The organism is Streptomyces sp. UC4497, from assembly GCF_054871485.1.
Genome location: NZ_JBTYHB010000064.1, coordinates 1 through 21,134, shown reverse-complemented (window position 1 = coordinate 21,134; position 21,134 = coordinate 1). Strand labels below are relative to the sequence as shown.

Genomic DNA, 21,134 nt, shown 5'->3' with positions numbered 1-21,134 from the left:
ACAGGCGCGTTTTCAGGCGGGCTCCACCAATTTCGCGTCGTACGCCACGATTACCGCCTGCACCCTGTCCCGCGCTCCCGTTTTCGCGAGGATGCGGGAGACGTGGGTCTTCACCGTCGATTCCGCGAGGTGCAGGCGTTCGGCGATCTCGGCGTTGCTCCAGCCCTGGGCGATGACCGTGAGGATCTCGCGTTCGCGGTCCGTCAGGGAGGCGATGCGCGGATCGGCGGTCGGGGCAGTGCCCGCGGCGGCCGGGAGATGGTGGACGTACGCGTCGAGGAGGCGGCGGGTGAGGCTGGGGGCGACGATCGCGTCGCCGGCGGCCACCGCGCGGATGCCTGCCAGGAGTTCCTCCGGGAGCGCGTCCTTGATGAGGAAGCCGGAGGCGCCGGCCCGCAGGCCCGCGTACGCGTACTCGTCCATGTCGAATGTCGTGAGGATGAGGATGCGCGGGCCCTCGGGGCTCAAGGCGATGATGCGGCGCGTCGCCTCGATGCCGTCCATGCCGGGCATGCGGATGTCCATCAGGACCACGTCGGGGGCGAGCTCGGCTGCGAGGCGGACCGCCTCCGTGCCCGTGCCCGCCTCGCCCGCGACCCGTAGATCGTCCTGGCTCTCCAGGAGCATGCGGAAGCCGAAGCGCTGCATGGGCTGGTCGTCGACGATGAGGACGCTCGTCACGGAGTGGGCCCTTCCGGGATCGGGATGCGGAGGTGTACCCGCCAGCCGCCGGCCGGTCGTGGTCCGGCCTCAAGTGTGCCTCGGTAGAGGGCCGTTCGCTCCTTCATACCGGCAATCCCGCGGCCCGTACCGTGGCCGTCGGCGCGGGGCCCGTCGGTGCGTGGACCATCGGAGAGGGAGCCGCGGCCGGTGTCCGTGATGGTCACCGTCACCGCGTCGGTCGCGTACGAGACGAGGAGTTCGGAGGTCGCCGAAGGGCCGCCGTGCTTCAGGGTGTTGGTGAGGGCCTCCTGGACCACTCGGTACACCGTGAGTTCCAGGCCCGCCGGCAGCGGTATCGGCTGGCCCTCGACCTTCCTGAGGACCGGGAGCCCTGCCGAACGTACGCCCTCGATCAGGGAGTCGAGGTCGTCGAGCGCGGGTGCCGGGGTCAGCTCCGCCGTGGGTGAGGGGGCTTCCTCGCCCAGTACGTCGAGGAGGCGGCGGAGTTCCGTGAGGGCATGGCGGCTGGTGGTGGCGATGGCGGTGAGGGCCTGGCCCGCGCGTTCAGGGCTGCGGGCGGCGGCGTACGAGCCGCCGTCGGCGAGGCCCGTGATGACCGAGAGGTTGTGGCCGATGATGTCGTGCATCTCGCGGGCGATGCGGGCGCGTTCGGCGGAGGCCGCGAGCTGGGCCTGCTGGTCGCGCTCGACTTCGAGCTGCTGGGCCCGTTCGACCAGGGCCTGTGTGTAGTCCTGGCGGGAGCGGACGGCGATGCCCGCGAGCGCGACCAGTGCGAAGCACCAGAGCTGCGGCACGATCAGCTGGTCCCAGCTGCCCGCCGGGTAGCGGATGAAGGTGGCCGTCATGGGCAGCGTGGTCAGCACGGCTGCCCAGCCGAGGGTCTTCAGGGGCAGCCGCAGCGCGATGTTGAACACCACGATGTACTGGATGAGAGCGGCTTGCAGCCAGGAGCCCGACCAGTTGTTGACGGCGCTGACCACCGCCATCGCCGTGAGCGCCGCGAGCGGATGGCGGCGGCGCCACAGCACCGGCACGGACAGGCCCAGGCTCATCAGGAGGACCAGCCACTCGGGCGCCCCGGGGTCGGCCGCGGTGTTGCGCCAGCCGCCGGTCCCGTCGGTGAGGGCCGCGATCACGAAGAACGCCGTCACCAGCACGTCCCAGACCAGCGGGCGGCGCCGGTCGAAGGCGCGCACCCGCTCGGTGAGCCGCTGGGCGTACCCGGCGAGCGGTTGGGGGTCGCGGGGCTGCTCGTGAACCGTCACCTGGTCATCATCCTCGTACGTCCTCATCCTCGTACGTTCCTCGATGCGGTACGGACTTCAGACGTCGCGGCGCTTGAGGAGGAGGGCCGCGGTGACCAGTGCCGCCGCCGCCCACAGGCAGAGGCTGAGCAGGGCCGCCGCCGGGGAGATCGCGTCACCGGTCTGCGTGAGCGAGCCGAGGGACTCGGACGCCTTGGTGGGGAAGAAGCGCAGGGCGTCCTGGACGAAGTCCGCCGAGATCATGGCGAGGACCTCCGGCAGGATCAGGACGAGGCCGACGAAGGCGCCGATGCCCGCCGGGACCGAGCGCAGCAGCGCGCCGAGGCCGAGGGCGACCAGGCTCAGCAGGGTGACGGCCGCCGCGTTGCCCGCGAGGGCGCCGAGGACGCCGGAGTCGGTGAGGGACAGCGCCTTGTCGGTGTCGGAGAGCCAGATCTGGGCCAGCAGGAAGGTGACGACGTTCGTCACGAAGGTGAGGGTGAAGGCGAGCGTCGCGAAGACCGTGGCCTTGGACCACAGCACGGGCAGGCGGCGCGGCACCGCCGTGAGCGAGGCGCGGATCATGCCGGTCGAGTACTCGCCGGCGGTGACCAGGATGCCGAGCACGGCGACGCAGATCTGGGAGAGCTGGGTGCCGAGGAGGACGAAGGTGACCGTGTCGATCTCCGAGTCGTCGCCGTCGTAGGTGGCGCCCATGGTGATGCCGACGGCGATCACCAGGGCGCAGGCGATCGCGAGGGTGACCCAAGTGGAGCGCAGCGTACGGAGTTTGTGCCATTCCGAGTGCAGGACGCGGCGCGGGGTCACCGCGTACGCGGCAGGGGGTGTGGTCGTCGTCGTCATCGTGTTGCTCCCGTCAGGGCCGAGGCCGTCGTGGTCGTCGCCTGGTACTCGACGGCGTCGTGGGTGAGGTTCATGAAGGCCTGTTCCAACGAGGCGGTCTGCGGGGTGAGTTCGAAGAGGGGGAGGCCGTGGGCGGCCGCGATCCTGCCGATGTCGGGGGCGTCGAGGCCGCGTACATGGAGGGTGTCGGCGGTTTCCGCGGTGGTCTCGGCGCCGGTCAGGAGGGCGCGCAGGCGGGCGGCCTCGGGCGTGACGACCTTGACGTAGGCGGCGCCCGATTCGCGGACGAGGTCGGCGACGGTGGTGTCCGCGAGGAGGCGGCCGCGGCCGATGACGACGAGGTGGTCGGCGGTGAGTGCCATCTCCGACATGAGGTGGGAGGAGACCAGGACCGTACGGCCCTGCTGGGCAAGGGACTTGAGGAGGGTGCGGATCCAGAGGACGCCCTCGGGGTCGAGGCCGTTGACGGGCTCGTCGAGCACGATCGTGGCCGGGTCGCCCAGCAGCGCCGCCGCGATGCCGAGGCGCTGTCCCATGCCGAGGGAGAAGCCCTTGACCCGCTTGCCGGCCACCTCGGTGAGGCCCGCGAGGTCGAGGACCGTCTCGACGCGGGAGCGCGGGAGGCCGTGCGTGAGGGCGAGCGCCGTGAGGTGGTGGAAGGCGGTGCGGCCGGGGTGCACGGCCTTCGCCTCCAGGAGCGCGCCGACCTCGGTGAGCGGGGCCGGGTGGGTGGAGTAGGCGCGTCCGCCGATCGTGGCGCGGCCCGCGGTCGGGGTGTCCAGGCCGAGCAGCATGCGCATGGTCGTGGACTTGCCTGCGCCGTTGGGGCCGAGGAAGCCGGTGACCGTGCCGGGCTCGACCGTGAAGGTGAGGTCCTCGACGACTGTCTTGTCGCCGTAGCGTTTTGTGAGGCCGTGGGCTCGGGTCGTCATGTGAGTACGGTGCCGTGGGCGGGGTCGCGCGGGCGTCGGACCGGGGCATCGAGCTGCGGAAATGCCGTAGTACCGGGGTACTACGGGCCCTTAGGGTGCGGATGTATGGACTACGTGATCAGACCCGTGCGGGCCGACGAGTGGCGTGCGGCGAGGGAGCTGCGGCTCGCGGCGCTGCGGGATCCGGCGGCGCCGCTCGCGTATTTGGAGACGTACGAGGACGCGGTGGCGCAGCCGGACGAGTTCTGGCGGGGGCGGGCCGAGCGGGCCGCGCACGGGACGACGGCGCTGCAGTTCGTCGCGGAGGCCGACGAGGGCGGGCGCTGGGACGGCAGCGTGGTGGTGCTCGTCGAGGAGGCGGGCGCGCTGGACTTCTTCGGGGAGGTCGTCGAGCGGCGGCAGGCGCAGCTCGTCGCGGTGTTCGTGCGGCCCGAGGCGCGGGGGAGCGGGGTGGCGGAGGCGCTGTTCTCGGCGGCCGTGGAGTGGGCGTTCGGGCTCGACGATGTGACGCGGGTGCGGTTGTACGTCCATGAGGACAACCTGCGGGCCGAGGGGTTCTACCGTAAGTTCGGCTTCGTCCGCACGGGAGGGGCCGTCCCGAATCCGGGCGACCCCTCCAAGGTGGACCGCGAGATGGAGCTCAAGCGGCTTTAGCCGTACGGGTGTTCCGTCCGGGCCGTGCGCAGGGCGTGGGCCCACCAGGCGAGTTGGTCGAGCATGACCTTGGCGGCGCCGGCCGCGCCCTGCTCGTCGTGGGCCGGGCCTTCCTCGGCGAAGAGGCCGTCGTGGGCTCCGTGGAAGCTGACGCCGTCGCGGATGGTCGCGCAGTGCAACTCGGCGAAGACCAGGCGGAGTTGTTCCACGGCGCGGAGGCCGCCGCCCACGCCGCCGTACGAGACGAAGCCGACGGGCTTGGCCTTCCACTCGTCGCGGTGCAGGTCGATGAAGTGCTTCAGGTGGGCCGGGAAGCTGTGGTTGTACTCGGGGGTGATGACGACGTAGGCGTCGGCGGCGTTGACGCGGGAGGCCAGGTCGGCCTGGGCCGGGGTGGGGTCGTGGCCCCAGCCGGGGTGGTTTCCGGGGAGGTCCAGGTCGGTCAGGTCGATGACGTCGAAGTGGGTTTCGGGGGTGTGGCGTTCGGCGTGGGTCGTGAACCAGGTGCCGACGGTGGGGGCGAGGCGGCCGTCGCGGGTGGACCCGACGATGACGCCCACGCGGAGGGGGCGGGTGGGCGTGGTTGTGGTCGTGGTCATGGTGCGGTCCTCCGTGGTTATCGGGTTGACTCGGTGTGCGTGGTTGTCTTGTTGCGCGGCGACGGGGGCTGTGCCCACCCGTCCCGCCGTGCGGGACGCCTGCCCACAGCGGGGGCGGAGGGGCTGTCCGCAGCGGGGGCGGGCGGGCTGTCCGCGGTGGGGGTGGCGCGCGTGCCCACAGCGGGGTGCAGAAGCCGGTTCGCGGTGAGGGCCAGGGCTGTCAGCAGGGCTGTTATCGACCAGAGCGTTATTCGCCACGCCTCTGTGAATTCTTGGGTGTGGCCGCCCGTGCCCGACGTGATTTTTGCTGCCAGGGCTGGTGAGCCCACCAGGGGTTCGAGGGTTGCGAGGAGGAGGGCGCCGAAGATGGTGAGCATGATGGCGCCCGTGCCGCCGCGGACCGTGTTGAGGAAGCCGGAGGCCATGCCGACCTCGGACGGGGCGACCATCGACATGGCCTGGGCGTCGATGATGCCGATGGAGAGGCCCTGGCCTGCGCCGATGGTGAGCAGTGGGCCCGCCAGCGATGTCACCGGGATGCCGGGGTGGAGCGTGGTGAGCCATGCGTTGCCCGCCGCCAGCAGGAGCAGGGACAGGACCAGGACGTGGCGGGCCCGCACGCCCCGGTTGACCAGGCGGGCGCCGAGCGGGGGCAGGGCCAGGATCGGCACCGTCATCAGCAGCAGCGTGAGGCCGGCCGCGCGGGCCGTCGTGCCGTTCGCGCCCTGGAGGTAGGTCGGGAGGTAGGTGAGGACGCCGGTGGTGCCCGCGCCGAGCCCGAAGGAGCCGACCGCCCAGCCGAGGAACGCCGGGTTGCGCGCGAGCCGCAGGTCGAGGATCGGGCGGCCGCTGCCGGTGCGGACGAGGCGCCGTTCGACGCGTACGAAGGTGAGGAGCAGCGCGAGGGACAGGGCCGCGGGGACAAGGGTCGGCGCCGCCGTCCAGCCGGACTTGGAGCCCTGCGTGATCGCGTAGAGGGCCAGGGCGAGTCCGGCGATGAACGTGGCCGCGCCCGCCTTGTCGACGCGCGGGCTCGTGTCCGCCCGGGACTCCGGCATCAGGCGGGTGCCGACGACGATGACCGCGCCCACGGCGACGTACGACAGGAAGGTGGCGCGCCAGCCGACCGCGTCCACGAGCCAGCCGGAGAACGTCGGACCGAAGGCGAGGCCGAGGCCCGCCGTGGTGCCGAGCGAGGCGAAGACGCGGGTGCGGGCGGGGCCCGTGAACGTCGCGGCGAGCAGCGAGCTGCCGCTGGCCATCACGCCCGCGGCGCCGATGCCGGACAGGATCCGGGCCGCGTCGAGGAGCAGGATGTTCTGGGCGAGGGCCGAGGCGAGGGTGCCCGCCGTGTAGAGCGCGGCGCCCGCCGTGAGGATCCGGCGGCGGCCGTAGAGATCGCCGAGCGAGCCCGCGACCAGCATGAACGAGGACGCGGCGAGGAAGTAGCCGACGACCACCCACTGGAGCGCGGCGCCCGTGGCGTCGAGGTCGGCGCCGATGCGCGGGAGCGCGACCGTGGTGCCGGACATGGCCATCGGCAGGGTGAGCATGCCGAGGAGCACGACGAGGAGAGTGAACGTGGAGCGGCTGCCGCCGACTTCGCGGGCCGCCGAAGCCTGGGATTCGGTTGCCATGCCGGTAAAGTACAACCGTGGTTGTAAGAAGTGCAACTGTCGTTGTACCTAGGTCTCTGTGCCTAGTCTGGACGGGGACGGCGTAGGACGGAGCGGCATGACACAGGAGTCGGGGAGTACCCCGCGCAAGGGCACGGTCGAGAAGCGGCAGGCGCTGCTGCGCGGGGCGCGGACGGTCTTCGGCCGCGAGGGGTACGCGCGCGCGGGCATCGACGAGATCGCCGCCGAGGCGGGGGTCTCCACGCGCACGCTCTACAACCACTTCGGTGGCAAGGAGAATCTCTTTCGTGAGGTTCTCATTCACAGTGCAGCGAGCGTGACGGGCGCTCATATCGCTCTGATCGAACGGCACTTGGCCAAGGTCACGGACGTCGAGAAGGACCTGCTCGCGCTCGCCCGCGAGTGGATGGGGCGGCGCGGCGACCACGAGCCGCACATGCTTCTCGTGCGGCACATCATCTCGGAGGGCGCGCATCTGCCCGCCGACGTCATCGAGGAGTGGCAGCGGATCGGCCCGCGGGCGACGGCGGAAGCGGTGCGCGCGGCGCTGCTCCGGCTCGGCGAGCAGGGGCACCTGGCGGTCGACGAGGCCAACTCCGCGGAGGCCGGGCGCCACTTCCTGCTGCTGATCCCCGGGTCGGTCACGGTGGACACGTTCTTCGGGGTGGCGCCGATGTCCGACGCCGAGGTCGACGCGCGTGTGTCCAGCGGGCTCGCGGTGTTCCTGAAGCTGTACGGCCTTTAACCGAGCGGAAGTTCCGCGTCCGGCCAGCGGGTGCGGCCCTGTTCCCTCGACCGGAGCAGGGCCAGGGTGACCAGACCCCGGTCCGCTCCGGTGGCCAGCAGCTCCGGCAGTTGGGGAAGCGGAGCCACCGCCGCGACGTCGTCGAGAACGAGCGTCATTGGTGGGTCGAGCCGACCGGCGGGTGACCGTGCGGCCACGCGGCGGCCGTGCTCGACCACGCTCGAGGCGAGGGCCGTGAGCAGCGGCATCGCACCGGGCTGCCCCTTCGGGTCCTCGATGGGTTCACCGACCACATAAAGCGTGCCCCCTTCGTTCACAAAGGAATCCAGAGTGAGCGCATCCGTTCGGTTGGGCGTGCAGGCCTCGCGGATGTGCACCGAGAAGAGGGAGGACAGTGCGCGTGCCGTCAACTCCTGTGCCATGTCGCGGCGTTCGGGGTGCGAGGTGAGGGCCGCCTCGAGTTCGCCCGCGGTGCCGGCCGCCGCCTTCGGGTTCGTACGGAGGATGCGTACGGCGTCCTGGACCTGGGTGCCCTGGGCCCAGCGGTGGACGTGGCGAAACGGTTTGCCGTCGACGGCGGCCGCGTGCAGGTAGCTGCGCAGCAGGGTGGTCGCGGCTTCGGCCAGTGCCGAGTCCAGTTTGGGCGTGGGCCTTATCGGGGCGAGCAGGGCGGTGGCGCGGGCCGCCGCGGTCTCCTTGTCGGTGCAGCCGGCGGCCGGGTTCCAGTGCATGCGGGCGGGGGTGTCGCAGCGGTGGGTGGGGTCGTAGAGGAGGACGGGGCCGAGTTTGGCGCGGGCGTCCTTGGTTTCCGCCCAGACGTCGGCGGACGACGTGATCACGAGGGCCGGGCCCTCGGCGTCCTGGATTGCGTCTATGGCGAGGGGGTGGCGGGTGGCCGGGGGGCCGAGGTGGATGGGGCCGGTGTGGCCTCGGGGGGCGGGAACGGGGGTCGTTGCGGGAGGCGTGGTTGACGTCTCGGGGCTCTGCCCCGGGCCCCGCTCCTCAATCTCCGGCGGGGCTGAAAGATCGGGGCTCTGCCCCGCGCCCCGCTGCCTCTCGTCCAAGTGCGGGGCTTGAATTTCCGGTGCCGCTTGAATTACCGGCGCCGCTTGATTTGGCGGCGCCGCCTTGTCTACCGGCGCGGCTTCAGCGCGACGCGCCCGGACCGCGCGCCACCGCGCCACCGTGCCCGCCACGAACACCGCCAGGACCACCAAAATCATCAGCTGGCCGATGAACAGGCCCCAGAAGAGGCCGTAGCCGGACAGTTCGGGGGCGGGGGTGGCGGGCCAGGCGCCGGGGATGTCGTGGGGGCGGGCGATCAACGAGCGCATGGCGAGGGGCGTGTTCGCGAAGGTCACCGCCGTCGGCCACGCGCCCTTCGTGAAGAGGCCCGCGAGGCCCGTCGCCGTCCACGCCAGGATCGTCATGCCCAGGAGGAACGCCAGGACCCCGACCAGCAGCCCATCGGGCACACCGCCCCGGCCACGCCCCTCCCGGTCGTCCCGGTGGTAACCCCGCTCCATCCGGCGCCCCCGCTCGTCCCGCATTCCTGTCATGCCACCGTTCATGCCACCGTTGACTCGGAGCCGCCCAGGCGCTGCTCCACGAACGCGGCCGCCCGTTCCTCGGCCTCCAGCTCGGCCGCCTCCAGGGCATCGTCCACGAACTGCTCGGCGGACGATTCCGTCATGGCGCGGTCGGTGAACACCAGTGGGCGTTCGGTCTCGGTGACCAGGTGTTTGACCACCTGTACGTTGCCGTTGACGTCCCAGACGGCGATGCCGGGGGACAGCGTCGGGATGATCTCCACCGCCCACCGGGGCAGGCCGAGGACGCGGCCGGTGGCCCGTGCCTCGTCGGCCTTCTGGGCGTAGATGGTTCTCGTCGACGCCATCTTCAGGATCGCCGCCGCCTCCTTCGCGGCCGCGCCGTCGACCACGTCGCTCAGGTGGTGGACGACCGCCACGAAGGACAGGCCGAGGCGGCGGCCGAACTTCAGCAGCCGCTGGAAGAGTTGGGCCACGAACGGGCTGTTGATGATGTGCCAGGCCTCCTCGACCAGGAAGATGCGCTTCTTCCGGTCGGGGCGGATCCACGTGTGCTCCAGCCACACGCCCACGATCGCCATCAGGATCGGCATCGCGATCGAGTTCCGGTCGATGTGGGACAGGTCGAAGACGATCAGCGGGGCGTCGAGGTCGATGCCGACCGTCGTCGGCCCGTCGAACATGCCGCGCAGGTCGCCGTCGACGAGCCGGTCGATGACGAGCGCCACGTCGAGGCCCCAGGCGCGGACGTCCTCGAGGGCCACGTTCATGGCCTCCGCCGACTCCGGTTCCGGGTGGCGGAGCTGCTCGACGATGTCGGGCAGGACGGGCTGCCGGTCGACGATCGTCTCGTTCACGTACGCGTGCGCGACCTTCAGCGCGAAGCCGGAGCGCTCGTCGAGGCCGTGTCCGAGCGCGACCTCGATGATCGTCCTCAAGAGCGCCAGCTGGCCGGTCGTGGTGATCGCCGGGTCCAGCGGGTTGAGCCGGATGCCCATGTCCAGGGCGGCCGTCGGGTCGAGCCGGATGGGAGTTATGCCCAGCTCTTCGGCGATGAGGTTCCATTCGCCGACGCCGTCCTCGCCCTGGGCGTCGAGGACGACGACCTGGCGGTCCTTGAACCTCAACTGCCTTAGTACGTACGTCTTCTCCAGCGCCGACTTGCCGTTTCCGGACTCGCCGAGGACGAGCCAGTGGGGGGCCGGGAGCTGCTGACCGTAGAGCTGGAACGGGTCGTAGATGTAGCCCTTGCCGGAGTACACCTCGCGGCCGATGATCACGCCGGAGTCGCCGAGGCCGGGCGCGGCCGTCGGCAGATAGACGGCCTGCGCCTGCCCCGTCGACGTACGCACCGGAAGCCGGGTCGTCTCCACCTTCCCGAACAGGAACGCGGTGAAGGCATCGGTGAGAGCGGTCAGCGGATCCCGCATAGTGCAGCGCCTACCTTCCGGCCGTGTCGGCGGACATCAGGAACATCGGGATCGACGGGGGCGTAGGGGACGTGGGGATCATGGGGCTCGTGGGGGCCATCGGCGTCATCGGCGGATGCCGGTGGCGAACGGCAGGGTGTTCACGAACGCCCGGTGGTGCTCGCGGTCGCACCACTCCAGCTTCAGGTACGACTTGCCCGCCGAGGCGCGGATCGTGCGCTTGTCGCGGGCGAGCGCGTCGGGGTTGCGGGAGGAGACCGTGATGTAGCCGACGAGATTGACGCCGGCCGCGCCGCTCGCCAGGTCCTCGCCGCGCTGGTCGAGGCGGCCGTGGGCGGCGATGTCGCGGGGGTCGACGGTCCGGTTCATCTTGGCGGCGCGGGATGCCTCCGCCTCGTCGTTGGTCTTCTCCGTCAGCATCCGCTCGATGGCGACCTCGGTGGGTTCCAGGTCCATCGTTACTGCGACGGTCCGGATGACATCCGGGGTGTGCACCAGGAGCGGAGCCAGGAAGTTCACGCCCACCGGCGTCATCGGCCACTCCTTGACCCACGCCGTGGCGTGGCACCAGGGCGCGCGGGTCGCCGACTCACGCGTCTTGGCCTGCAGGTACGTCGGCTCCATGGCGTCGAGCTCGGCCGGCCAGGCGTTGCGCTTCGACATCGCCTGGATGTGGTCGATGGGGTGGTCGGGGTCGTACATGGAGTGGATCAGGGACGCGAGCCGGCCCTGCCCGAGCGGCTGCCGCACGCGGATGTCCGCCTCCTGCAACCGAGAGCAGATGTCGGTCAGTTCGCGCGCCATGACGACGGCGAGTCCGGCGTCCCTGTCAACCTTCTTGCCGCCCTTCGGGCGGGTGGCGCGGGCCATCGCGTTGGCCTCCGCGGCCAGGTCGCGCGTGTAGTGCATGCAGGCCACGAGGTACGCGCGGTGCTGCTCGCTGCTCGTCGAGACCATGGACTGCAACTGGTCGTACGACTTCTGCAGCCAGCCGAGCGAGCGGTCGTCGCCGCGCTGGGCGACGTCCTTGTTGTGCGCGTCGGGGTCGGCGGGGAGGGTGCGGGCCAGCATCTGGAGCCGGGTCACGAACCCGTCGCCGTTGGCGACATGCTTGAGCAGCGTGCCGAACCGGTCGACCAGCGCCTCCTGGTCCTCCGAGTCGCGCAGCCCCACACCGGGGCCCTCGATCTCGATGGCTGCGGTGACGGTGCGCCGGTCGGCGTGGAGCAGCACGGCGATCTCGTCGGGCCCGAACGGCGCGGCCAGCCACGTGAGCCTGCCGATGCCGGGCGGCGGGCCGATCTCGACCTCACGCCCGTCGAGCCGGGTGCCGGCCTCCATGGTGGGCGAACGGTAGGCGGTGCCGCGCTTGAGGGAGCGCTTGTAACTGCGGTTGATTTCAAACCACTTGTAGAACGTGCGGCCCTTGTACGGGACGTAGACCGCGGCCAGCGCGAGCATCGGGAAGCCGGTGAGCAGCACGATGCGCAGCGACAGCACGGGGACGAGCAGTCCGCACATCATGCCGAGGAAGGCGCCCACGACGATCATCGCGATCTCGCCGGACTCACGATTCTTGCCGACGATCGCGTTCGGCCGGGCGCGACCGATCAGATATGTACGGCGGGGCGTGACCGGAGGGGACACGTGGGACTGGGTCGTCAACGCCCTGCACCTCCTTGCCAGTTGCCGTTCTTGCCGGTGTTACCGCTGTTGCTCCCGCGGTCGTTGCTCGCGTGCGGGGACTTCGACGGGCTCGTACGGGGCGGGGGTGCGGCGGAGGGGACAGTTCCGCCGCCTCCCCCTGACGCGGCCGAGCGCGAGCTGTGCGCGGCCACACCGCCGGACGCGGGGTTGGCTGGACGGGCCTGGGAGGATCCGCCACCGCCTGACGAACCCCCGCTGTCCTGACGGCTGCTGTGGGTCTTGATGCCCTGCGAGACGAGTGCGGCGGGGGAGGAGATCACGGCGGCGGCCTTGCCCTCGGCGCCCTGCATGAGCCGGTTCTTGCGCACGTTGGCCATCTCGTCGCCGAAGCCGGGCACGAAGCGGTAGATCATGCCGCTCGCGAAGATGGCGAGCAGCACGATGGCGAGGCCGGAGACGATCGCGGCGAGGGAGTCGGGGCCCTTGTCGCTGCTGGACAGCGCGCCCGCGAGGCCGAGCACGATCACGATGACCGGCTTCACGAGGATGACCGCGATCATGACGCCGACCCAGCGGCGGACGTGGCCCCACAGGTTCTTGTCGACGAGCCCCGCGTAGACGACGACTCCGAGCAGCGCGCCCACGTAGAGCAGGACGGCGCGCAGATACAGCTCCAGGTAGAGCACGCCCGCCGCGACGATCGACACCAGCGAGACGACGATCAGCATGATCGGTCCGCCGCCGATGTCGTCGCCCTTCTTCAGGGCTTCGGAGAACGTCCCGAAGAACGCGTCCGTCTGATTGCCGGTGGCTTTCGCCAGGACGTCGGAGACCCCGTCGGCCGCGGAGACGACCGTGTAGAGGATCAGCGGGGTGAAGGCGGACGCGAGCACGGTGAGCCAGAGGAAGCCGACGGCCTCCGAGATCGCCGTCATCAGCGGTACGCCGCGCACGGCGCGCTTGGCCACGGCGAGCAGCCACAGCACGAGCGTGAGGATCGTCGACGCGGCGAACACGACGGCGTACTGCTGGAGGAACTTCGGGTTGGTGAAGTCGACGTTGGCCGTCTTCTGCACGGCGTCGCTGAGCTGGTCGACGGTCCACGAGGCGGCCTCGGCGCAGCCCTTGGCGAGGCTGGAGAGGGGGTCGAGGGGGTTGGAGACGTCGGGCGTCCCGCCACTGCCACCTCCGGTGCCGCCACCGGTGGCGTCGTTGCCGCGCTCGCAGTAGTCCTTGGCGCGCCCGGGGATCAGGGAGCAGGGGTCGTCGGTCGGTTCGGGCGCCGCGAACGCACGGGTGGCCGTCAGGACGGCCGCGGCCTGTACGGCGGCGACGAGACCGGTGAGCTTGAGCGCACGGCGTGGGTTACCGGGCATACGAGAACCCTCCGTACTCCTCGATGGCCTTGCTGATGTCGTCGGAGTTGGAGGCGCGGTCGTCGCCGGGGACGGGCGTGGGACCGTTCTTCTGCGAGTCGGAGGTGATCTTCCAGTCGCCGTCGGTCCACTGCAGCTGGAAGGTCCAGGTCTGCCACGACGTGGCGACCGGGTTGGTCGAGTTCGTGCCGGAGATGCCGAGGAGCCCCATGTACCAGACCGACACCTTGGCGGCGTCGTCCTCGTACCGGAGCGTCTTGGTGCCGACCGGAATGGTGCGGGAGACGAACGTGCTGCCCTTGGGCGCCTTCCCGTCCGCGTCGAGGCCCAGCTTGGTCAGGAACTCCGTGGAGTACGCCTTGTCCATCGGGCCCTTGAGCTTGGTGGCCGCCGAGGGCGTGTAGAGCTCGTCCACGATGCCGTGCCGCCGGTCGGCGTTGAACATGCCGTCGCCGCCGAGCCGCACCGCATAGTTCGCGGCAGCGGACTGCGCGCCCTGCTCGTCGTGGGCGAAGCCGGAGGACACCGGCTTGGCGCCGGTCGGGGCCGTGGGGGCCGCCGCCGGTTTCGTGCCGGAGGAGTCGGATCCGCCCGCGGTGTCGTCCGTACCGCGGTTCGCGAAGGCGATCGCCGCGATGAGCAACACCACGACGCCGACCACGGTCACCAGGGACCGGGACGGCGAACGCCCCGGTCTGCGGGCGCCGGAACCCTCCGGGAGCCGCGTCCGGGTCTGTCCGGAGCCTCCGTAGAGCTCATCGTCCTGTGGACCGTCAGGACTCATTGCGCGCACGCCCCCTCAACCTTTCGCCGAACCACCGCATACGACGGTAGCCGTGCTGGTTTCCGCGCGGGCGCGGTGTGGTGACTCGACATCAGGGAGACGCAACCTCAGCGGGGAGCTAGACGGCCATGCCGTACACGATGGTGAACAGCGTGCCTAGTGAGCCGATGATGAACACCCCGGTCAGGCCCGCGATGATCAGGCCCTTGCCCTGTTCGGCGCTGAAGGTGTCCCGCAGGGCCGTGGCCCCGATCCGTTGCTTGGCAGCGCCCCAGATCGCGATGCCGAGGCACAGCAGGATGGCGACCGCCATCACGACCTCGATCATCACGCGTGCCTCGTTGCCCAGGCTCCCGAACGGGCCCCAGTCCGGGGCGATCCCGCCGATGATGGTGGAGATGTCGCCCTTTTCGGCTGCCAGCAGCATGTGTAACTCACCGCCCCATGTGGGTAGTTCTGTCGCCTCTGACGCAGCGCAGAGGTCAGACCCATTCTTGCCCAGATTGGCTCCGATGCCTGCACACTTGGCGCCATTCCTTGGCCGAGTTCCTACGGTCCCATGCCTGAGGGGCCGCCCCGGAGGGACGGTTCCGGATGCGAAGGAACGTACGGTTACTCTGTGTATCATGCCTGGTCACGCCGGGCAATGAAGGCTGGTCGTGGATAGTTCGGGCAGTCACTGACGGGGTGGCGTGCCCGACCGTAAACTGAGCGCTTGTGTGTCCGGCCGTGGGTCATGCCCGGACTCCCCCGTGGCGAAGGGCGGTTGACGGTGCGTAAGGCGTGGATGCTCGCGGGTTCTGCCGTCGCAGGGGGAACCGCGTTCGTGGCGCTGCTCGTTTTCGGGACGTACATGGCGGCGGGGAGCCTGAGCAGCGGGGTCGGGCAGGGGGCCGTGGGGCTCGCGAAGGGCGCCGTGCCCGCCGCGTATCAGCCACTCGTACAGAAGTGGGGCAATCTCTGCCCCGCCATCAACCCGGCGCTGCTGGCCGCGCAGCTCTACCAGGAGAGCGGGTTCAACCCGAAGGCGACGTCGCCGGCGAAGGCGTACGGCATCGCGCAGTTCATCAGCGGTACCTGGGCCGCCCACGGGGTCGACGGGGACGGGGACGGGGACCGCGACATCTGGGACCCCAACGACGCGATCCCCTCGGCCGCTTCGTACGACTGCAAGCTCGCCTCGTACGTGAAGGACGCGCCCGGCGACAAGACGAAGAACATGCTCGCCGCCTACAACGCGGGCTCGTACGCCGTCATCAAGTACGGAGGCGTGCCGCCGTACCGCGAGACGCAGAACTACGTGAAGGTCATCACGACGCTCGAGAAGTCCTTCGCGAAGCCGGTCGGGCGCGTGCAGCCCTCGCAGCAGGCCGCGGCCGCGATCTACTTCGCGCAGAAGAAGCTCGGCACCCCCTACTTGTGGGGTGGCAACGGCACGGCGGACCAAGATGGCCGATTTGATTGCTCCGGGCTGACCAAGGCCGCGTACGAGACGGTGGACATCGAGCTGCCGCGCGTGGCCAACGATCAGTACAACGCCGGGCCGCATCCGAAGCGGGACGAGCTGCTTCCCGGGGACCTCGTGTTCTTCTCCCACGACCTCAGCAACAGCCGGGCCATCCATCACGTGGGCATTTACGTGGGCGGCGGCTACATGATCGACGCGCCGCGGACCGGTGCCGTCATCCGCTTCGACCCCATCGACACCGCCGACTACTTCGGGGCGACCCGCGTCACGGAGGACGGCGCGAAGGCGCTGCCGAGCGCTTCGCCGGAGGTCTGAGCCGGGCGATGCGGGCTGTGGGTTGGCTGGAACTCTCTGTTATGCCATGGCCCTGAGCTGCGGGTTTGTGTCTCTCTTCGATAACGTCTGGGTGATCGTTCGGTGGATTGTGGAACGTAGAGGGCGGGACCGTGCGTTCCTCTACCTGAATCGAAAACAACCACGGGGGTGGCTGAAGACGAAGGGGCCGCTGAACTATGGCTGGACTCGTGGCACTCGAAGCGCCCGCGACATCCGGATCCAACCCCGACGTCACGCTGCTCTATGACATCAACGGCCTGGCCGATGACGCTCCGCACTGGTTCGACCGGACCATGGAGTTCGTCGGCGAGTACGGGATCCTGCTCGCGCTCGTGCTCGTCGTGCTGTGGTGCTGGTGGGGTGCGAGGAAGCGGGCGTCGCTCGACGACGCGGCGTCCTCCGTGGCCGCCGTGGTGTGGGCGCCGCTCGCCGCCGGGGTCGCCGTTCTCGTGAACGTGCCGATCCGGTCCTTTGTCGAGCGGCCGCGGCCCTTCATGGACCACGACGGGCTCGCCGTCCTGGTCAAGGGCAAGACCGACTTCTCGTTCGTCAGCGATCACGCCACGTTGGCGATGGCCATCGGGGCGGGGCTCTTCATCGCCCACCGCAAGCTCGGGCTCGCCGCCATAGGGCTCGCCGTGCTCGAAGGGTTCTGCCGGGTCTTCATGGGCGTGCACTATCCGACGGACGTCGTGGGCGGGTTCGCGCTCGGCACGGCCGTCGCGCTGCTGCTCTCGCCGCTGGCCTCGGCGCTGCTCACTCCGCTGACGCGGGGTATCGGGCGGGCGTCCGGGTGGGTGTCCCGGCTCGTGTGGGCGCCCGGTGCGGTGGCGTCCGCGGTGGAGCTCTCCGAGTCCCGGGGTGCGGCGGAGGCGGCGGGGGAGCGGGATTTGGCGGCGTAGCGCTCCGCGGTTGGGCGGGGGCGGTCGTTGCGGCGGGCGGTGTCGTCGGGGCGGGAGTGGTCGTTTCGGCGGGCCGTGTTGGGGCGGAGGCTTTTACTTCGGTAGGCCGCGGTGGGGCCGGAGCGTTCGTTTCGGTGTGCCGGGCCGGTGCGGGAGCTTTTGTTCCGGTGTGCCGCGGCGGGGCCGGGGTGCGTCGTGATGGGTGCGGAGCACCTGGCTGGGGGGTTTGCCGGGGTGGCGCCTGTGGTCCCGGCGCGCGGCGCCGTGCTGTGTCCGGCTGCGCCGGTTCTCGCTTGTCTCCCACCCGCCCGCCCCCTCCGGGGGCTCCGGCTCGACCGGGGCCCGGGGCTGGGCCGGGGGCGGGGCCCGTGCGATCGGTGCGTGAAACCCAGGCCGGGGCCGTGCCGGGGTTGGCGTCTGTCGTGATGGGTGCGCGGCACCGGGGTGCCGCCTTGCCCACCCTGCCGCCCCAGGCGGCAGATTGCCCAAGGCGGCTGGCGGTACCCCGTTGGGCCGACGTCCCCGGAGGGGGCGGGTGGTGGGAGATGGGCGGGAGCCGGGCGATTGCCTGCGGGCGGGGCAATTCAAGCTCCGCGCTGGGACGAGAGTCGTGGGGGCCGTGGCTGGCGGAGGTTGCCCAAGGAGGGGGCGGGCGGCCCTTGCCGTCTCGGGTGGGGGACCGCGGTTGGCGTTGCCCAAGGCGGGGCTGCGTCGACCGGAACGCGTGGGAAGCCGTGGCTGGCGACGGGTTGCCCAGGGCGTGGTGCGGTACCCCGTTGGGCCGACGTCCCCGGAGGGGGCGGGTGGTGGGAGATGGGCGGGAGCCGGGTTATTGCCTGCGGGTGGGCATTTCCAGCCCCGCCGGCGTTTGAGGCGCGGGGGCCGGGGCGGAGCCCCGGGGCGTAGGGGCGGGGGAGGGTGCCGGTTACAGGGACTGGGGGAAGGTGAAGAAGTTTGATGGGTCGTATGTGTGCTTCAGCTTGGTCAGGCGGGGGGCCGCCTCCCCGTAGTAGGCCTGCTTCCAGTTCTTCAGGGTCGGGTCCGTGTAGTTCTGGTACGCCGCGCCCGAGGCGTATGGGCGCATTGAGCTGTGGGTTGAGGAAAGCCAGGCGCGGGGCGCCGAGCCGGATGTGGTCGGTTGCCACGATGCGATGTACTGCGCGAGCATCCGCGCCCGCCGGTGGACGAACGCCGTCGCCGTCGGGTCCACCCGGTTGATCGCGCCGCCGAGCGCCGTGAGCGCCACGGAGCCGGCCCCGGACGTCACGTTCTCCAGCTGCTTCAGGAGCGTGCGGACGCCCGCGTCCGAGAGGTTCCGGTCGAAGAAGTCGGAGGCGGCCGCGTACGTCTCGCGCTGCAACGCCCCCGCCGAGTCACGGCCGGGCGTCGCACCGGGGAGGTGGCACTGGGCGTCCTCGGTGAACGCCGAGCAGCCCGCGTACACCTCCATCGACTCCTCGTACGAGCGCCGCTTGAGGGAGACCGAGGTGGCCGGGCCGGGGCCGCCGGGCCCGTCGGCGAGGCGGTCGACCGCGTTCTGGAGCTCGGTGTACGTGCCGAGGGAGAACGCCGCGACCGAGACCGTCGGCCTGCCGCCGGGCGCGGCCGCGAGGTGCAACGAGGACCAGATCTCGTCGGCCTGGTCCGGGCCCCACTTCTGCCAGGCCTTGAGCACCGTCGCCGCCTTCGACCAGGGCCAGCTCATGTACGCGGAGACGGCCTGCGGCGCGGGGTGGGTCTTGAAGCGGAGCTCCGTCACCACGCCGAACTGGCCGTTGCCCGCGCCCCGCAGCGCCCAGAAGAGGTCCTTGTGCGACGTCTTGTTCGCGGTGAGTTCCTTGCCGTCGGCCGTGATGAGCGTGGCCTGCGTGAGGCTGTCGCAGGTGAGGCCGTAGGCCCGCGACACGACGCCGTGGCCGCCGCCGAGCGTGAGGCCGGAGACGCCGACCGTGGGGCAGGAGCCCGCCGGTATCGTCACGCCCTTGGCGGCCAGCGACCGGTAGACGTCGATGAGCTTCGCGCCCGCGCCGACCACCGCCTCGCCCCCCGACGCGCGCACGGACTTCATCCGGGAGACGTCGAGTATCAGGTGGCCGTCGCCCGAGGACCAACCCGCGTACGAGTGGCCGCCGTTGCGTATGGAGAGCGGGACCTTGTGCGCGCGGGCGTACGCGAGGGTCGTGCGTATGTCGTCGGGCCCCGCGACGTACGCGACGGCGCGCGGCTTCAACGTGTCGAAGCGGGTGTTGTAGAGCTGGTGGGCCGCCGCCCACGAGGACTCGCCGGGGCGGACGAGGGAGCCGTCGAGGTCCTTGGCGAGGCCGGCGAGGTTCGCCGCGGCCCGCACCGTGCTCGACGCGCTCGCGCTGGTGGAACGGACCGGGACGGAGGAGCCGGAGGACGCGGACGCGGAGTTCCCGCCCGTGGACCCGGAACCGGAACCGGACCCGGAGCAGGCGCTCACCGCGCCGCCGGCCGTGAGTGCCGCGGCCGATGCCGTGATGAACGTGCGGCGTTCCATGCGGTTGTCTCCCTCGGCCACCTGTTCGCTTCCCGAGATACGAGACGTCGTACGGGAGCCGTGGGTTCCGTCAGGCGGCCGGGCCCGCCGAGTCGAGATGGTCGTCCGCGTCCGAACGGGCCTTGCTCCGCGCCCTCCTGGCCGGTCCGCGCCAGCCGCAGCTGCAGCGGGCCAGACAGAAACGTCCCTGTTCCACGACGGTGGTCGTATGCGAGTGCTGCTGTTGTGCCACGCGGCCACGGTAGCGAGTGAATGTAAACCCCCCGTTCGCGTGACGGTCGACCCTACTCGTCGTTAACCCCGACGACAGGGGTGGCCGCACACGCACGGAGCACGGACAGGCATGGGGGTCGGACCAGCGATGGTGGTGCAGCAGCACGGGAGCGCGGCCGCTTCGGCACGGGTGGCGGCGGCTGCCGCGGTGGCGTCGGTGGTGGTGGGCATCGGCGGATGCGGTGGCGGCGCGGCGGGCGGCGAGCGGAACGCGGATCCGACCCAGGCCGTGCGCGGGACGGCCGACCGGCTGGTCCGCGAGGGCAGTTCACAGGCGCGTACGTCGATGGAGATGGCCAGCGGCGGGACCCGCGTCACCATCCACGGCGACGGCGTCTACGACTACCGCAAGGGCATCGGCGAGCTGCGGGTGCGGCTTCCGCAGGACGCGGCGGGCGACCAGGAGCACCGGCCGATCACCGAACTGCTCGCGCCTGGCGCCCTGTACATGAAGAACCGGGGCGCCGGCGTCCCCGCCGACAAGTGGGTGCGCGTCGACATCACGGCGTTGACGGACGGAAACCTGGTCACCGGCGGCGCCACCGATCCGCTCGTGGCGGCCGAACTGCTGCGTGGCGCACGGAATGTGACGGAGCGGGGCGAGACCGACATTGCGGGCGTACGCACCCGGCACTACAAGGGGGACGTGGCGCTGAGCGTCGCCGCGAAGGCCGCGTCCGCGGGGCAGAAGGGGGCGCTCGCGGCGGCGGCGAAAGGGTTCCGCAAGGGGCGGGTGCCGTTCGACGTCTACGTCGACGACGAGGGGCTGATCCGCAAGGTCGTCCACCGGTTCAGCTTCGCCAACGGTCCTGAGAAGGACGTGGCCGTGCGGTCGACGACCCTGTACCGGGGGTTCGGGAAGCCGGTGAAGGTACGGCTTCCGGCCAAGGGGGACATCTTCGCGGGGAAGGTCGCCGAGCCCGGTCCGTAGGGCCTGCCGCCCGATCTATCGCCCGTCCGCAGTCCGTCCCGGCGCCCGGCCGTAGGCCTGTCGGGGGCCGGAAATGGTTCTTCCGTGCCATGCGCGGGGCGTGAGCCGGTCCCTACTCTAGGAAGTCGGCCATTGCGGCCATCGGCTGTAGGTCGCGCGGCAGGAAGAGGTGATGAACGTGGCTCCCGTGGGCGGTACGGCGGTTCAGGACCACGTCGCCCTCGCCGAGATCGAGCTGTGCGGTGAGTTGATCATCGCGGCGTCCGCCGTCTCCGAGGGGCGGCTCAGCGTGGACCGGATCGACGAGGTGCTGCGGGTCGCCGAGGCTTCCCCAAGCTCTGCGAGCAGGGGAGACCCCATGCCCGGCGGGCCGGAGGGCGACCGGGACTGAAACGAGAAGAACGAAGAGGTGGGGGCGCCGGGTCCGGCGCCCCCCCCGAATAGTGGAAAAAAAGGGGTGAACCCAAATCAGGGGGGCAGCCGGCGGGGGATAGCCATAGTGGGCGCTTCGACCATCTCGTCGATAACTTACCCCCCCGTGTGCGCGGGGGCGGCGC

20 protein-coding genes are annotated in these 21,134 nt (G+C 70.8%); 6 read left to right on the top strand and 14 right to left on the bottom strand.

Going from position 1 to position 21,134, the window contains the following annotated elements; genetic code table 11:
* Positions 1 to 12 precede the first annotated feature (12 nt).
* The 4 genes from ACYSUO_RS41560 to ACYSUO_RS41545 are packed head-to-tail and all read right to left on the bottom strand — an operon-like array spanning position 13 to position 3,724.
* Positions 13 to 681, bottom strand: a complete 669-nt coding sequence (locus ACYSUO_RS41560) for a response regulator (protein WP_461781395.1) — start codon at positions 679 to 681, stop codon at positions 13 to 15.
* Positions 678 to 1,976, bottom strand: coding sequence for a sensor histidine kinase (locus ACYSUO_RS41555; RefSeq protein WP_461781394.1), 1,299 nt, complete (start codon positions 1,974 to 1,976; stop codon positions 678 to 680). Before ACYSUO_RS41555 ends, ACYSUO_RS41560 begins: the two co-directional genes overlap by 4 nt.
* A 30-nt stretch (positions 1,977 to 2,006) precedes the next feature.
* Positions 2,007 to 2,792 (bottom strand): ABC transporter permease, encoded by a 786-nt coding sequence (locus ACYSUO_RS41550; RefSeq protein ID WP_461781393.1) that lies wholly within the window; start codon positions 2,790 to 2,792, stop codon positions 2,007 to 2,009.
* The gene (locus ACYSUO_RS41545; RefSeq protein ID WP_461781392.1) at positions 2,789 to 3,724 is read right to left on the bottom strand and encodes an ATP-binding cassette domain-containing protein; all 936 of its coding nucleotides are present in this window, start codon (positions 3,722 to 3,724) and stop codon (positions 2,789 to 2,791) included. The genes ACYSUO_RS41550 and ACYSUO_RS41545 overlap by 4 nt, the downstream gene beginning before the upstream one ends.
* Before the next feature lie 105 nt (positions 3,725 to 3,829).
* Between ACYSUO_RS41545 and ACYSUO_RS41540 the strand changes: the two genes are divergently transcribed.
* Positions 3,830 to 4,378, top strand: coding sequence for a GNAT family N-acetyltransferase (locus ACYSUO_RS41540; protein ID WP_461781391.1), 549 nt, complete (start codon positions 3,830 to 3,832; stop codon positions 4,376 to 4,378).
* On the opposite strand, the gene ACYSUO_RS41535 is transcribed toward ACYSUO_RS41540, so the two are convergent.
* Both ACYSUO_RS41535 and ACYSUO_RS41530 read right to left on the bottom strand, forming a co-directional pair.
* Complete coding sequence (locus tag ACYSUO_RS41535; protein ID WP_461781390.1) at positions 4,375 to 4,977, bottom strand: NADPH-dependent FMN reductase; 603 nt, start codon at positions 4,975 to 4,977, stop codon at positions 4,375 to 4,377. The genes ACYSUO_RS41540 and ACYSUO_RS41535 overlap by 4 nt on opposite strands.
* Before the next feature lie 17 nt (positions 4,978 to 4,994).
* Positions 4,995 to 6,614 carry an MFS transporter gene (locus ACYSUO_RS41530; protein ID WP_461781389.1) on the bottom strand — a complete coding sequence of 540 codons (1,620 nt, stop codon included), beginning with the start codon at positions 6,612 to 6,614 and terminating at the stop codon, positions 4,995 to 4,997.
* Positions 6,615 to 6,711: 97 nt separating this feature from the next.
* Here ACYSUO_RS41530 and ACYSUO_RS41525 point away from each other — a divergent pair, with 97 nt between their 5' ends.
* Positions 6,712 to 7,359, top strand: a complete 648-nt coding sequence (locus ACYSUO_RS41525; RefSeq protein WP_461781388.1) for a TetR/AcrR family transcriptional regulator — start codon at positions 6,712 to 6,714, stop codon at positions 7,357 to 7,359.
* Here ACYSUO_RS41525 and ACYSUO_RS41520 read toward each other — a convergent pair.
* From ACYSUO_RS41520 to ACYSUO_RS41495, 6 genes are all read right to left on the bottom strand, one after another.
* Positions 7,356 to 8,885, bottom strand: a complete 1,530-nt coding sequence (locus ACYSUO_RS41520) for a type IV secretory system conjugative DNA transfer family protein (RefSeq protein ID WP_461781396.1) — start codon at positions 8,883 to 8,885, stop codon at positions 7,356 to 7,358. The two genes, ACYSUO_RS41525 and ACYSUO_RS41520, sit on opposite strands and share 4 nt — an antisense overlap.
* Positions 8,886 to 8,926: 41 nt before the next feature.
* Positions 8,927 to 10,339, bottom strand: a complete 1,413-nt coding sequence (locus ACYSUO_RS41515) for an ATP-binding protein (protein WP_426902512.1) — start codon at positions 10,337 to 10,339, stop codon at positions 8,927 to 8,929.
* Positions 10,340 to 10,444: 105 nt separating this feature from the next.
* Complete coding sequence (locus ACYSUO_RS41510) at positions 10,445 to 12,004, bottom strand: SCO6880 family protein (protein ID WP_461781387.1); 1,560 nt, start codon at positions 12,002 to 12,004, stop codon at positions 10,445 to 10,447.
* The gene (locus ACYSUO_RS41505) at positions 12,001 to 13,362 is read right to left on the bottom strand and encodes a hypothetical protein (RefSeq protein ID WP_461781386.1); all 1,362 of its coding nucleotides are present in this window, start codon (positions 13,360 to 13,362) and stop codon (positions 12,001 to 12,003) included. Before ACYSUO_RS41505 ends, ACYSUO_RS41510 begins: the two co-directional genes overlap by 4 nt.
* Positions 13,352 to 14,146: a hypothetical protein gene (locus ACYSUO_RS41500; RefSeq protein ID WP_461781385.1), complete on the bottom strand. Its 795-nt coding sequence runs from the start codon at positions 14,144 to 14,146 to the stop codon at positions 13,352 to 13,354. Before ACYSUO_RS41500 ends, ACYSUO_RS41505 begins: the two co-directional genes overlap by 11 nt.
* A 118-nt stretch (positions 14,147 to 14,264) precedes the next feature.
* Positions 14,265 to 14,573 (bottom strand): hypothetical protein, encoded by a 309-nt coding sequence (locus ACYSUO_RS41495; RefSeq protein WP_327662290.1) that lies wholly within the window; start codon positions 14,571 to 14,573, stop codon positions 14,265 to 14,267.
* 339 nt (positions 14,574 to 14,912) lie between these two features.
* Here ACYSUO_RS41495 and ACYSUO_RS41490 point away from each other — a divergent pair, with 339 nt between their 5' ends.
* Positions 14,913 to 15,929: a C40 family peptidase gene (locus tag ACYSUO_RS41490; protein WP_426902504.1), complete on the top strand. Its 1,017-nt coding sequence runs from the start codon at positions 14,913 to 14,915 to the stop codon at positions 15,927 to 15,929.
* A gap of 197 nt (positions 15,930 to 16,126) precedes the next feature.
* Positions 16,127 to 16,852, top strand: coding sequence for a phosphatase PAP2 family protein (locus ACYSUO_RS41485; protein WP_461781384.1), 726 nt, complete (start codon positions 16,127 to 16,129; stop codon positions 16,850 to 16,852).
* Between the two features lie 925 nt (positions 16,853 to 17,777).
* Here ACYSUO_RS41485 and ACYSUO_RS41480 read toward each other — a convergent pair.
* Both ACYSUO_RS41480 and ACYSUO_RS41475 read right to left on the bottom strand, forming a co-directional pair.
* Positions 17,778 to 19,373 carry an FAD-binding oxidoreductase gene (locus ACYSUO_RS41480; RefSeq protein ID WP_461781383.1) on the bottom strand — a complete coding sequence of 532 codons (1,596 nt, stop codon included), beginning with the start codon at positions 19,371 to 19,373 and terminating at the stop codon, positions 17,778 to 17,780.
* A 70-nt stretch (positions 19,374 to 19,443) separates the two neighbouring features.
* The gene (locus tag ACYSUO_RS41475) at positions 19,444 to 19,605 is read right to left on the bottom strand and encodes a hypothetical protein (protein ID WP_267069743.1); all 162 of its coding nucleotides are present in this window, start codon (positions 19,603 to 19,605) and stop codon (positions 19,444 to 19,446) included.
* 111 nt (positions 19,606 to 19,716) lie between these two features.
* Between ACYSUO_RS41475 and ACYSUO_RS41470 the strand changes: the two genes are divergently transcribed.
* Both ACYSUO_RS41470 and ACYSUO_RS41465 read left to right on the top strand, forming a co-directional pair.
* Positions 19,717 to 20,577, top strand: coding sequence for a hypothetical protein (locus tag ACYSUO_RS41470; protein WP_461781382.1), 861 nt, complete (start codon positions 19,717 to 19,719; stop codon positions 20,575 to 20,577).
* A 172-nt stretch (positions 20,578 to 20,749) separates the two neighbouring features.
* Positions 20,750 to 20,968, top strand: coding sequence for a hypothetical protein (locus ACYSUO_RS41465; RefSeq protein WP_404267659.1), 219 nt, complete (start codon positions 20,750 to 20,752; stop codon positions 20,966 to 20,968).
* Positions 20,969 to 21,134: the final 166 nt, after the last annotated feature.